This window comes from Xenorhabdus bharatensis (assembly GCF_037996705.1).
GTDB lineage: Bacteria > Pseudomonadota > Gammaproteobacteria > Enterobacterales > Enterobacteriaceae > Xenorhabdus > Xenorhabdus bharatensis.
The window spans coordinates 65,976-79,795 of sequence record NZ_JBBMXG010000014.1; the positions used below are offsets into that span (position 1 = coordinate 65,976).

At 42.9% G+C, this 13,820-nt stretch carries 11 protein-coding genes and 1 pseudogene; 4 read left to right on the forward strand and 8 right to left on the reverse strand.

The features are described 5' to 3' along the window. Window positions 1-8: 8 nt before the first annotated feature. The 3 genes from AAC855_RS14085 to AAC855_RS14095 all read right to left on the reverse strand — a co-directional run bounded on the left by AAC855_RS14085 (window position 9) and on the right by AAC855_RS14095 (window position 2,338). Window positions 9-698 (reverse strand): GNAT family N-acetyltransferase, encoded by a 690-nt coding sequence (locus tag AAC855_RS14085; protein ID WP_340610436.1) that lies wholly within the window; start codon window positions 696-698, stop codon window positions 9-11. Between the two features lie 145 nt (window positions 699-843). Then, on the reverse strand, window positions 844-1,515 hold the full coding sequence (locus AAC855_RS14090) for a hypothetical protein (RefSeq protein ID WP_340610438.1): 672 nt from the start codon (window positions 1,513-1,515) through the stop codon (window positions 844-846). Between the two features lie 184 nt (window positions 1,516-1,699). After that, on the reverse strand, window positions 1,700-2,338 hold the full coding sequence (locus AAC855_RS14095; protein WP_340610439.1) for a LysE family translocator: 639 nt from the start codon (window positions 2,336-2,338) through the stop codon (window positions 1,700-1,702). A 92-nt stretch (window positions 2,339-2,430) separates the two neighbouring features. On the opposite strand from AAC855_RS14095, the pseudogene AAC855_RS14100 reads away from it, so the two are divergent. The 4 genes and pseudogenes from AAC855_RS14100 (at window position 2,431) to carB (ending at window position 9,230) form a co-directional block, all read left to right on the forward strand. Beyond that, window positions 2,431-3,413 (forward strand): annotated as a pseudogene (locus tag AAC855_RS14100) (LysR family transcriptional regulator). A gap of 155 nt (window positions 3,414-3,568) precedes the next feature. Further along, window positions 3,569-4,390, forward strand: coding sequence for a 4-hydroxy-tetrahydrodipicolinate reductase (gene dapB / locus AAC855_RS14105; protein WP_340610441.1), 822 nt, complete (start codon window positions 3,569-3,571; stop codon window positions 4,388-4,390). A gap of 437 nt (window positions 4,391-4,827) precedes the next feature. Continuing rightward, on the forward strand, window positions 4,828-5,988 hold the full coding sequence (carA, locus tag AAC855_RS14110; RefSeq protein WP_340610442.1) for a glutamine-hydrolyzing carbamoyl-phosphate synthase small subunit: 1,161 nt from the start codon (window positions 4,828-4,830) through the stop codon (window positions 5,986-5,988). Between the two features lie 17 nt (window positions 5,989-6,005). Further along, window positions 6,006-9,230, forward strand: coding sequence for a carbamoyl-phosphate synthase large subunit (gene carB / locus AAC855_RS14115; RefSeq protein ID WP_340610443.1), 3,225 nt, complete (start codon window positions 6,006-6,008; stop codon window positions 9,228-9,230). A gap of 63 nt (window positions 9,231-9,293) precedes the next feature. Here carB and AAC855_RS14120 read toward each other — a convergent pair whose 3' ends face one another. From AAC855_RS14120 to AAC855_RS14140, 5 genes are all read right to left on the reverse strand, one after another. Then, window positions 9,294-10,565, reverse strand: coding sequence for an aminotransferase class I/II-fold pyridoxal phosphate-dependent enzyme (locus AAC855_RS14120; RefSeq protein WP_340610444.1), 1,272 nt, complete (start codon window positions 10,563-10,565; stop codon window positions 9,294-9,296). A 538-nt stretch (window positions 10,566-11,103) separates the two neighbouring features. Continuing rightward, window positions 11,104-11,382, reverse strand: a complete 279-nt coding sequence (locus tag AAC855_RS14125) for a helix-turn-helix domain-containing protein (RefSeq protein ID WP_099125186.1) — start codon at window positions 11,380-11,382, stop codon at window positions 11,104-11,106. 16 nt (window positions 11,383-11,398) lie between these two features. After that, entirely contained in the window at window positions 11,399-12,238 is an 840-nt protein-coding gene (locus AAC855_RS14130) for an MrpH family fimbial adhesin (protein WP_340610445.1), read from the reverse strand. Window positions 12,239-12,307: 69 nt separating this feature from the next. Next, the gene (locus AAC855_RS14135) at window positions 12,308-12,886 is read right to left on the reverse strand and encodes a fimbrial protein (RefSeq protein ID WP_340610446.1); all 579 of its coding nucleotides are present in this window, start codon (window positions 12,884-12,886) and stop codon (window positions 12,308-12,310) included. Between the two features lie 62 nt (window positions 12,887-12,948). Next, window positions 12,949-13,707 carry a fimbria/pilus periplasmic chaperone gene (locus AAC855_RS14140; protein ID WP_340610448.1) on the reverse strand — a complete coding sequence of 253 codons (759 nt, stop codon included), beginning with the start codon at window positions 13,705-13,707 and terminating at the stop codon, window positions 12,949-12,951. Window positions 13,708-13,820: the final 113 nt, after the last annotated feature.

Sequence of the window (13,820 nt, forward strand, 5' to 3'; positions counted from 1 at the left end):
CTTAATGTTTAGATAAATTTATATGTATAACGATTCTTTTTATTATCCCATAACCATTTATCACTCGTTGTAGGATCCAGCATCATTTCTCGTTCACTCCCAGTAAATCCCATCGCTATATACGCCGGCCTCGCGTTTTTATATGGGAAAAGTGTCAACCTCCTATCCTTTCCTAATTGTTGTAATTCATTTACTACATATTCAATCAATAAAACACCACAACCACGAATGCCACAATGAGTTGCTAAAAAAACAATTTTCGTCATTTCATTAGTAAAAATTAATTGTAGAATACCAATAGGGACACCTCTGAAATAAGCAACAAAAAATAATCCTTTTTTATCATCTACTAATTTTTCATCATCTACTAATTTTTTATCATCTACTAATTTTATGTAATCATCAATGTCAGAATATAAAAAATTAAATATTCCCCATGCCTGTTTATATCTAAAATTCCATTTTGTTTGTTCTTCATCAAGCTGACCAGAAAAATTAGAACTCAACCATTCATCATTCATTGTCTTATCCTTTATTTCTTGCATTGCTTTAGATGCGTCTGATAGACTAACCTTCTTGATAACTATAGAACATCTGATATCAATTGATTTTGGCCATGGTTCTGCATAAGATTTTTTACGGGTTAAAGATTCAGACTCCATGGTTTTTGGGGTAGAAAAAGATTTTGACCTAAACATAATATAAATGACCTTTTCTATATGAAAAATAACTGAATTTATCGTCATTATTTTTATTTAAATCAATTAAATAAAAATTTAACTTTGATTGATTATTCGACGGAAATGGAACTTGCGTAGAATTAAAACCAAATTAAAAAAATGATTAACAAAATAATTTATACCGTTTTTCCTTCTCATTCCATTGCCATTTATTATTTTGTTTAGAGGGCTCTAAATACATCTCTCCATATTCTTCAAAAAAACCCATATTTATATATGCTGACTCAGCCCCTTGTAATGAGTAGAGTTTAAGCCTCCCACCCATTCCTAATTGTTGTGATTTATTGACAGCTTCTTCTATTAATAAAACACCGCAATCACGAATGCCACAATGAGTTGCTATGAAAGAAACCTCAGGTATCTCATTGTATTCAAGTGATAATGTTAAAGCTCCTATAGGGATATTTCTGAAATAAGAAACAAAAAAAGTCATTTCCTCTTTTTTATTTTTTTCCATGTTTTTAAGGTGATTCTTCACCTCATATAACATAGAACTAAATATATTCGTTGCTTTCTCATGTCGTTGATACCACCTTTCTTGTTCTTCATCAAGCTGCCTATAGGAATGAAAATTAACCCAATCAATACCCATGTTTTTTTTAATAATGTTCGTTGCACGAACAACTTCTTGGGGTTCAACTTCCTTCGTAATAATAGAATATCTGATATTATTTAATGCCGTTGGTAATGACCTCATATCTGAGAAAGATTTAGAACGAGCTAAAGAATCGAATTCAACCGGACGATTAATATTTAAAGATTTTGTCCTAAACATGTCATTATCCTCTTGTTATATTAAAATAATTACATATTTTTCATTATCCTGTTATTTTATCTTATTGAATATTAATATCTAAAATAAATTTAAAGAATATCGAAAATAAAAAATAATATTTATAAGTACAAACCATCCTTGGGTAAAATTATAATACGCTGTTACTGTACTGAGTCAATTCCTGTTATACTGAAATAAACATAAGACGAGCGGCAAAACCAATCAGAATTACGCCAATTCCACGTTCAAACCAATACCCCATCTGAATAAATTTCAATCTAATCACAGGGTTGGAAAAAAAGCAGCTAACCAGAATAAACCATACCGCATTAACCATACACATCCATACTCCATAAAAAACCTGAACAGATAGCGGCGTAGCCGTACTGACAATCGTTGTAAAAACAGCCAGAAAGAATAGGGTTGCTTTGGGATTTGTGGCATTGGTCATAAACCCGATAAAAAAAGCTCTTCGCAGATTTTGCTGCTGCACTGGCGCTTCATGAGAAAGAACAAAATCAGCCTGTTCCGGTTTGCTTCTGATAAATTGAATACCCAAATAGCATATATATACACCACCAATTATTTTAGCGACTGTCATCAACCAAGGCGTTGAGTGGATTAATGCACCAACCCCAATCAGTGTATAAATCACATGGACTGATATCCCCACACCAATACCGATAGCGGTAAAAATTCCCGCCAAACGGCCAAAGCGTATGCTTTGTCTGATCGTCACGGCAAAATCCGGCCCCGGCGCAACAACAGCCAGAAAATGGATCAGCGCAAGCCCCAAAAATTCATGTAGATAGTTAGAAAGCATATTTAATACTCTTTATATAAGCAGAATATCCTGATTGTATTAAATAAACTCAGTAGCGATAATCCATCCAAAAACCAAATAACTTTTGACCTATGAGCACAAATAACGCGATAACCCTGATGCGGGAAATGGCTATTTTCGCCAAAGTCGTTGAAACAGGTAGTTTCTCTGAAACTGCCCGTCAGTTAGCAGCGACACCTTCTGCAATTAGCCGCTCTGTAGCCAGACTGGAAAAAGCGCTCGGAACCCGCCTGTTACAAAGAACAACACGTAAACTTCGATTAAGTGAGAGTGGGCAACAGGTTTATGAACATTGTCTGGACATGATGAATTCAGCTCAGGCCGTCATGTCTGCATCAGGAAACTTTAGCGGTGAGCCACAAGGTATAGTCCGAGTCAGTGTGCCTAAAGCGGTAGGGCGTTTTGTCGTTCATCCTCATATACCGGCTTTTCTTACCCGTTACCCTAAAGTCGATATCAATTTGCGGCTCGATGACAGGTATGTGGATTTAATAGATGATGAAGTTGATCTCGCCATACGGATCACGGATCAGCCCCCTCCGGGCCTGATGGGGCGACGATTACTGAAGATTTGGCATATGTTATGTGCCACACCGGAATACCTTGCAGAACACGGGACACCACAACATCCCCATGATCTGAAAACTCATAGCTGCATCTATCTTGGTGAAGAACCGGGAGATTCACGCTGGAAGTTCAGTCAGGGTAGCAAAACTGTCACTGTCAATATTCGGGGGCGTTACGCCGCCAATCATACCGGTGTAAGGCTTGATGCAGCACTGAAACACATTGGTATTAGTAGCTTGCCCTATTTTACCGCCAGACATGCCTTACAGCAGGGAGGCTGGTTCAGCTCCTGCCTGACTGGAACTTTAAGGCCAATTACACTGGTGAATTATGGGTGCTTTATCCGCCAACGCGGTATTTATCTCCAAAGCTTAGTGCATTTATAGAGTTCCTTGCTGAAAGACTCCGCCAAGAGAATATTCAAGATAAAAAAGTAGCTCAGGATCATCATCATTGTCATTACGAATTACCTGAGGCCGGGGAGTAGTCCATCTTTAGCATTTTTTATAACTGCCCGTCTGATCTCTGTTTTCCTTATGGCATCCCTCTAAGTCTGGCACAGCCCGCTATTGCCAGTTAAGCTGTAGGCAATTTACTTTATCACCTCAATTAAAAATTGATATTCACTATCGCGGGGGCCTTATGGCTGATACAGATATTCGCATTGCTATCGTAGGGGCCAGTGGCCGTATGGGGCGCAATCTCATTCAGGCAGTTCAGCAGGCGGATGGCGTTACACTGGGAGCTGCTCTGGTGCGCTCAGGTTCTTCATTGGTGGGAACGGATGCCGGAGAATTGGTTGGCATTGGTACGAACGGTATTACGATCCATGATAACCTCCTCTCTGTTATTGATGACTTTGACGTTTTGATCGACTTTACTCTCCCGGAAGGCACGCTGACCTATCTCAGCATTTGTCATCAACACCGTAAAGCGGTGATCATTGGTACAACCGGGTTTGATGACGCAGGTAAGCAAGCTATTAAAGAGGCTTCCCGTGATATCCCGATTGTTTTTGCCGCGAATTTCAGTGTTGGTGTCAACCTTGTCCTGAAACTGTTGGAGAAAGCAGCAACAGTCATGGGAGAACATACAGACATTGAAATTATTGAAGCTCACCATCGCCATAAAGTGGATGCACCATCCGGAACAGCGCTGGCAATGGGAGAATCCATTGCTCATACATTAGGCCGTGATCTGAAAACATGTGCAGTCTATGCCCGGGAAGGCCATACTGGCGAACGAGACCCGAAAAGTATTGGTTTTGCCACCATAAGAGCCGGTGATATTGTCGGAGAACACACCGCTATTTTTGCTGATATTGGGGAACGCGTCGAGATAACCCATAAAGCCTCAAGCCGGATGACTTTCGCAAACGGCGCTGTTAAAGCAGCAACTTGGATAACCAATAAAAATAGTGGTCTTTATGACATGAAAGATGTCCTTAATCTCGAAAACTTATGATTTATTGAATTTATAACAATATGTAATTACGTGATTATTTTTCAATAAATGCGTAATTACACATTTAAATAAAGAATATAATACGAGTCGTTAATTATTCTCACTTTTACATCATAAATTGTCATTTTTATCATCTTTTCTCCCATAGGTACTGAAAACCGCATAGTTTTTTCAGTTTTAAAATTTAATTTCACATTAATCGAGCATATAATCGCACTTTACTTATAATTTTCAGGCATATTTCAACAATGTTGGATTGAGCTTCGCAAAAAAACCAATAAAAAAGGGATTTTTTGTAGACAATCCCCGTTCTCATCATTAGAATGCGCGCAATTTGCCAAAATTTCGACAAAGAACATGATTGGCATTGATTTAAAGGATTAATTCCGAATTAATATGCATTGAGTGCGATTTGTTATTCATTCCCGGAGGGCGTTTTGATTAAGTCAGCTATATTGGTTCTAGAAGATGGGACCCAATTTCACGGTCGCGCCATAGGTGCAGAGGGTGTGGCTGTTGGAGAAGTGGTCTTCAATACCTCAATGACCGGATATCAAGAAATACTTACCGACCCTTCCTATTCCCGCCAAATTGTTACTCTCACCTATCCTCATATTGGAAATGTCGGCATTAATAGTGCTGATGAAGAATCTCCCGCCATTCAGGCCCAAGGCTTAGTAATCCGCGATTTACCGCTCATCACCAGCAACTACCGTAGTGAAAATAATCTGTCTGATTATCTGAAAAATCATAACATTGTTGCGATTGCGGATATTGATACACGTAAGCTGACCCGCCTGTTGCGCGAAAAAGGTGCGCAAAACGGCTGTATCATTGCGGGTAATGAAGCGGATGTTCAAATTGCACTGGAAAAAGCAAAAGCATTCCCCGGCCTGAAAGGTATGGATTTGGCGAAAGAAGTCACCACGGCACAGCCTTATCAGTGGTTACAGGGGAGCTGGACACTGACAGAAGAGTTGCCGGAAGCCCGTAAAGAGCAAGAACTGCCATATCACATTGTCGCTTATGATTTTGGTGTAAAACGTAACATCCTGCGTATGCTGGTGGACCGTGGTTGCCGCGTGACGGTCGTACCAGCCCAAACGCCAGCGGACGAAGTGCTGAAAATGGCACCGGATGGGGTCTTCCTGTCCAATGGTCCCGGTGACCCAGAACCTTGTGACTATGCCATCGAGGCAATTAAAACCTTCCTGAATACTGAAATCCCAGTATTTGGTATCTGTCTGGGGCATCAGTTACTGGCTCTGGCAAGCGGTGCAAAAACGGTCAAAATGAAGTTTGGTCACCACGGTGGCAACCATCCTGTGAAAGATTTAGATCGCAATGTCGTGATGATTACGGCACAAAACCACGGATTTGCCGTTGATGAAAGTTCATTACCAGCAAACCTGCGCGTAACTCATAAATCACTCTTTGACGGCACACTGCAAGGTATTCACCGTACTGACAAACCTGCATTCAGTTTTCAGGGTCACCCTGAAGCCAGCCCTGGTCCGCATGAAGCCGCTTCTCTGTTCGACCACTTTATTGAATTGATTGAACAGTATCGTCAGCAAAACGCTCAGAACACCAAATAATCAGGAGAAAAAGGAAAATGGCAAAACGTACTGATATTAAAAGTATCCTGATCTTGGGTGCAGGTCCGATTGTTATCGGTCAGGCATGTGAATTTGACTACTCAGGTGCGCAAGCTTGTAAGGCACTGAGAGAAGAAGGTTACCGAGTCATACTGGTGAACTCCAACCCGGCAACCATCATGACTGACCCGGAAATGGCTGATGCCACTTATATCGAGCCGATTCACTGGGAAGTTGTACGCAAAATTATTGAAAAAGAACGTCCGGATGCCGTCCTGCCAACAATGGGCGGGCAAACAGCACTTAACTGCGCACTGGAACTGGAACGTCAGGGTGTGTTGCAGGAATTCGGTGTCACCATGATTGGTGCAACCGCAGATGCCATTGATAAAGCAGAAGATCGTCAGCGTTTTGACAAAGCGATGAAGAAAATCGGTCTGGATACCGCACGTTCCGGCATCGCTCATACTATGGAAGAAGCACTGGCAGTCGCTGAAGACGTCGGCTTCCCTTGTATCATCCGCCCTTCTTTCACCATGGGTGGAACAGGCGGTGGTATCGCTTATAACCGCGAAGAGTTTGAAGAGATCTGCGAGCGCGGTCTGGACCTTTCTCCAACGAATGAACTGCTGATCGATGAATCACTGATTGGTTGGAAAGAGTATGAAATGGAAGTTGTTCGTGACAAAAGTGACAACTGCATCATCGTCTGCTCCATTGAAAACTTTGACGCGATGGGTATCCATACCGGTGACTCCATCACTGTCGCACCAGCCCAGACTCTGACGGATAAAGAATATCAAATCATGCGTAATGCCTCGATGGCAGTACTGCGTGAAATTGGTGTCGAGACCGGTGGTTCAAACGTACAGTTTGCAGTAAACCCTAAAAATGGCCGCCTGATTGTCATTGAGATGAACCCGCGAGTCTCCCGTTCATCCGCGCTGGCTTCCAAAGCGACTGGCTTCCCTATTGCAAAAATCGCGGCAAAACTGGCGGTTGGTTACACCCTTGACGAGCTGATGAATGACATCACCGGCGGGCTGACTCCTGCGTCTTTCGAACCATCGATTGACTATGTCGTCACTAAAATCCCTCGTTTCAACTTCGAAAAATTTGCCGGCAGTAATGACCGTCTGACCACTCAGATGAAGTCCGTTGGTGAAGTCATGGCGATTGGCCGCACTTTCCAGGAATCGCTGCAAAAAGCATTGCGTGGTCTGGAAGTCGGCGCAACAGGTTTTGACCCGAAAGTTAATCTGGATGATGTACAATCACTGACCAAAATCCGTAGTGAACTGAAAGATGCTGGCGCTGAGCGTATCTGGTTCGTTGCCGATGCCTTCCGCGCGGGTATGTCCGTTGATGGTATCTTCAACCTGACCAACATTGATCGCTGGTTCCTGGTACAGATTGAAGAGCTGGTTCGTCTGGAAGATATGGTTGCAGAGCAAGGTATCAACGGCCTGACTTCCGGCTTCCTTCGTCAGTTGAAACGTAAAGGTTTTGCTGATGCGCGTCTGGCAAAACTGGCTGGCGTATCCGAAAAAGAGATCCGTAAACTGCGCCATGATTATGGTCTGTATCCGGTTTACAAACGTGTAGATACCTGTGCGGCTGAGTTTTCAACCGATACTGCCTACATGTACTCCACTTATGAAGATGAGTGCGAAGCTAACCCAAATAATGATAAGCCAAAAATCATGGTATTGGGGGGCGGCCCGAACCGTATCGGGCAAGGCATTGAATTCGATTATTGCTGCGTACACGCTGCTCTGGCGCTGCGCGAAGACGGTTACGAAACCATCATGGTTAACTGTAACCCTGAAACAGTTTCAACAGATTACGATACCTCCGACCGCCTTTATTTTGAGCCGGTAACACTGGAAGACGTACTGGAAATTGTCCGCGTTGAACAGCCAAAAGGCGTGATCGTGCAGTACGGCGGCCAGACTCCGCTGAAACTGGCGCGCGAACTGGAAGCCGCTGGAGTGCCAATTATCGGTACCAGCCCGGATGCCATTGACCGTGCAGAAGACCGTGAACGTTTCCAGCAAGCAGTAAACCGTCTTGGCCTGAAACAGCCGGCAAATGCCACTGTGACAACCATCGAACAGGCGATAGAAAAAGGTAACAACCTCGGTTATCCGCTGGTGGTTCGCCCTTCCTACGTACTGGGCGGTCGCGCAATGGAAATCGTATATGACGAATCTGACCTGCGTCGTTATTTCCAAACTGCGGTCAGTGTTTCTAACGATGCACCGGTTCTGCTGGATCGCTTCCTTGATGATGCAGTTGAAGTTGATGTGGATGCTATCTGTGACGGCGAACGCGTCCTGATCGGCGGTATCATGGAACATATTGAACAAGCGGGTGTTCACTCTGGTGACTCAGCCTGCTCCTTGCCTGCCTATACCTTGAGCAAGGAAATTCAGGATGTAATGCGTAATCAGGTTGAGAAGCTGGCCTTTGAATTACGTGTCCGTGGTTTGATGAACGTTCAGTTTGCTGTGAAAAACAACGAAGTTTATCTGATCGAAGTGAACCCACGTGCAGCACGTACTGTCCCCTTCGTTTCCAAAGCAACGGGCATGCCGCTGGCGAAAGTCGCTGCGCGTGTCATGGCCGGGCAATCCTTGCAATCACAGGGTGTCACCAAGGAAATCATTCCTCCTTACTACTCCGTAAAAGAAGTCGTACTGCCATTCAATAAATTCCCGGGAGTTGACCCGATTCTGGGGCCAGAAATGCGCTCTACCGGTGAAGTCATGGGTGTTGGCCGTACCTTTGCTGAAGCTTTCTCCAAGGCAATGCTGGGCAGTAACTCCATCATGGGTAAAAAAGGCCGCGCACTGCTGTCGGTACGTGAAGGCGATAAAGAGCGTGTTGTTGATTTGGCAGCTCAATTAGTTAAGCAGGGCTTTGAACTGGATGCTACTCATGGTACTGCGGTTGTCTTGGGTGAAGCAGGAATCAACCCACGTCTGGTAAACAAAGTGCATGAAGGTCGCCCGCACATTCAGGACAGAATCAAAAACGGTGAATATGACTACATCGTCAATACCACCGCAGGCCGTCAGGCGATTGAAGATTCAAAACTGCTTCGTCGCAGCGCACTGCAATATAAAGTGCATTATGACACCACCCTGAATGGCGGTTTCGCAACCACCATGGCACTCAGTGCTGACCCAACTGAACAAGTCATTTCCGTACAAGAAATGCACGCAAAAATTACCAAGTAATTTAAGCGAATAAAAGACAGCGCCCCCAAAGTTGGTTATCCAATCAGTAAGGGCGCTGTTTTTTTATATCAAAGCCAGTTGCTGACCAATCTGGATTAAAGTACGAATGCTATAGTCCAACTCTTCGTCGTTCAGATTTGCGCTCAAATTAATCCGGATACGTGCTCGTGTCTTACTTACCGCAGGGTAAGTCACAGGATTAACGTATATGCCTTTCTCATGAAGCATACGAGCCATGGCGAAACAACAACGTTCATCCCCCGTAATCAACGGCACAATGGCCGTTTCGCTGTTGAGTATGTTAAATCCTGCATCACGTAATTTCTGGCGGAAATACTGACCTTTGGCTTGCAACTCCAAAGTCAACTGAGGTGAGTTCTCAAGAATATCGATGGCACTGATGATTGAAGCCAGTACAGCCGGAGGCAATGAAGCAGAATAAATATAAGGATTTGCAGCAATACGGATAATGTTTCCTGTTTTCTTACTTGTAGCAATGAATCCGCCAATGCCGGGCAAGCCTTTACTCAAACTACCGGTAATAACATCAATCTGATCCGTTATGCCAAAATGAGCACAAATCCCCCGACCATTCGGGCCAATATGTCCGGTGCCATGAGCATCATCAACAATGACAAATGCATGATATTTCCGAGCTAGTTCGACAATCCCGGGCAAAGGCGCCAAATCACCATCCATACTGAAAACACCGTCAGTAATAATAAATTTGCGTGTTTGAAGTGGCGCTTGGCGGAGCTTGTTCTCAAGACTTTTCAGAGAAGCATGTTGGTAGATTCGGGTCGTTGCGCCACTCAGTTTCAGGCCATCAACGATAGATTGATGGTTAAGCATGTCACTGAAAACGATGTCACCTTCACGGCATAGCGTGGAGAGAGCGGCGAGATTCGCAGAAAACCCCGAACTGAAAGTGATAACGTCTTCCACATCAAGGAATTTAGCCAGCCGCTGTTCCATTTCAAGGTGTAGATCACTAGTACCATTAAGAAGACGTACACCGCTTGATGTGGTTCCGTATTGATAAGTTGCATGAATACTGGATTCGATGATCTTTTGGTGACCATTGAGCCCAGAATAGTTATAGGAGCCTAAATGCAAAACTTCACGTTCTTGTGTCCTGTCAGCATGAATTGGGTTATAGCTAACAGAAACATTCTTACAAGGTGTTCGATGAAATACTCTACCGATCATATCCATGATGCCATCTGACACGAAATTATCGTAACGCTCAGCCATGTTTTGTAGATAGTCGTTAGATCGCGTAATGTCACGGTCATGGTCATCTCTTTCGGGATCAGTAAGGTACAATTTACTCATAGTGCTTTTTCCTTGCATGAAGATAAAAAGTAACAGTGACGATAAATGCCTCAATATTAATAAAAAAACTCAACCAAAATAACGGTTACAAATTGAAGTGCGCTATGGATACGTTGATTAGGATTTAAAGAGAATATCCCGGTGGTGATTGCTTCCAGCTGTAATGCTATACACAATAGATTTCAAGATACGTCGCAACAGCAAGGGAGTTCATTCCCGTGAGCATAGATAACCGTATATTTATAAAAACGGTATCTGGGGTGAACGAGTGCAGCCAAGACGACGTATATATGAAACATAGCGTTTTAAACGCCGTATATCTAATGACAATTGAACAACAAAATAACGATAAATAGAATTTATTTTGTTCTCAAAAAATAACAACTCATCAAGCTTTTATGAGGGTTAACAGGAGGCATATAACATTAAACTAAAAGTTAATCCGAGCGTTAAGTTTCCGAATAAAGAAAAAGCCACCTCTAATTTGAGATGGCTTTTCTATAAATTTAATCACACCGTCCTAATTAATACTTTTTATTCAAGATAAATCTAATATTGTTTCAGCCACACAGGTATGTTGGTTTTTCATTTGAGGTGCGGGTTTAATAAAACAATCTTCCAGAAACCAGCTTGCAGGTGTTTTCAGAGTAATAGAGACAACAACCAAATGTTCCAGACTAATTCGATTCGTTCCCCGTTCATAACGTGATAACTGCTGGTGACTGACGCCGATTCTGTCCGCCAGCTCTGCTGCTGTTATCCCAAGCTCTTTTCGCTTCATTTGGATCCGTTTACCTACCAGCATACTGACTCGCATAGTATCTTTACCCTCATTATAAATAGGTTAGTAAGACAACTGCTGTACCTTCATATTTACCGGCTTTCGGTTGTATTAATGTGTGCAGTGTGGAAGTCAGAGTGAAAGTGGAAGGGATATATTTTCCCTCAGCAGTGACATTCACTCCATCGGCTGCATTCTTTCCGTCAATCTGTAATGCTGAATAAATTTGCTTATTAGCATCGAGATAAACTTTGTCTTCGTTATTAATAGACTTAACCTGTAGCATTATTTTGTTGCTATAAAGTGCACAGCTAAACTGTCCATTAATAGAACGGGTGGCGTTATTAACATCTGAGGCTTTTAATTCACCATAAGCAATTTCAACGGGAACAATAAGTTCACAACTTTGGTTTGCAGGCGGTAATTTATTACAGGTTGAATTAGGAAATTTTTGAGCTGTACCATAACCTGATGATATCTGGTTGGTATAAAACAAGCCGACACACTGTGCATTCGCAGTAATAATCGGGAATGTGACCCGTTTAGGAATTCCAAGCTGGCTTTTATAAGCCCGCATAACATCGGCAGTTGTCCGGTATTTATGAGCATCAGTCAAACATACTTTCGCATCAATACAGGAACCATACATGCCCGGCTGTTTACCGTTGTTATATTGGACATCCGGGCCAACATAGCATTGTGGCTTGTTATAACAAGGATTCTCAATTCCCTCTTCTTCAGTCCATTCAATCAGTTCCATCGTCGTAATGGTTTGTTTACCCGATGTAGTGGTATTCACGGGCATAACATAAGCTCCAGCATAAGCATATGAAGCAGTTAAGAAAAATAATGATGCAGAAAACTTCATTAATGATTTTTTAATATGGCGCATAATTTATTTCCCTAAATAGCCCCAAACTTGGCCCGAATATCATGGAAATCACCCAGAAGACTGGCGTAGCTATTCATAACTAAGCTCAAAAGTTGCCATCGCATTGAACTCTCCTACACCAATTTTGTTTTGCAAAAGTGCGTTAGGATCGGCTTTGACATAGGCCTGAAACGGAATAACATGGCTGCTGTTCGTGCCAGCAAGTGAGAACTGAGCCGTTTTATTAAAAGGAAGTGGTGTACCATCCAGTTTTTCCATACCAATAGCCGCACCAGAAGCATTGCTGCCGTGACTGAACGCTAATAATCCCGGCTGCTCTTTGCTTTCTTGCCCGACAAACTTGATATTCACTTTCTGCGCGACTTTAGGATCACACTCTTCCAGATGCAGGCGGAATGGCTGGCTTGGTATGCGCTGATGTAAATAAAGATCCCGGCTGGTAATACTGCCAAAATCCACTTCCATCGCTTTATCTTCCGGTTTAATCACACAGGAAGGCGCCAGTACAGTCATCGTAATTCTGACATTTTGACGCAGGTTATCTTGCGCATAAGCATTTTGCTGAATGCTCATTCCCAGTAGGAATAAGCCCGGCAGTGCTAATAATTTCCGCGCAAAATCAGAGAACTTTATACTTAACGAATTCATTATTATTCATCCTAAAATTCATTATGATTGGGTGAAGTCTGTTTGTGATTCACCAAATCTAATCAGCCCTCTTCATCGAGAATCTTTGTCACCGTACAGTTATTGCCACTACAACTAAAAGCTAACTGCGGGTGCCCGCCATAGTCATTGACATAAGTCAAAACGGGGTTACTACCAAAAGCGCTGGCTGTTCCGCCCAGTGTTTCACTGCTTTTAGGTGCCAGCATGAATGGCTTAAAACCCTCGACCGGCTTGCCTTTAACTTGACTCTGGCCTTCTGCAATTGTGACGTAATACGGCGTTGGGTTATTCAGCACATATTGGTTTCCCTGACGGGTTAACGTCAGTTTTTCCTGCCACGGGTTGTCCAGATCCACACGGCGTGCGATAACCGCTTCCGGACGGTAGAACAACTTGATTTTCGTCTGTATCGCGAGTTGCAGAACATTTGATTTTTCACTGCGTGGTGGAATTTCACGCACGTTGAAATAGAACAGGCTTTCTCTATCCAGAGGTAATTGCGCTATCGCGGGTAGTGTCTGAATCTTAATCTGACTCTTCATCCCGGCTTCAATACGCTGAACAGGCGGAACAACAACGAGTGGGCTGTTGATTTTATTTCCCTGCTCGTCTTCAATCCATGCCTGTGCTAAATACGGTAAATCAGGGTGTTGATTTTCAATATTCAAGCTGACAGATTTTTCATTCCCGTTAAAAATAGCCCGGGTACGATCTAATGCTATCGCCGCCGTTGCCTGATGCACTGACATTAAACTTGTTACCGTTACGGCAGCTATCATTAGAATTTTTTTCAGTTTCATAGTGTCATTAGCTCATGCTTTAAAAACGTATATTTATTACTGCGATCAATTAATATCGGCACTGCCGCATTAAAAATTAATGCAATACTTCACTAAAAACCTATTCCTTGGTT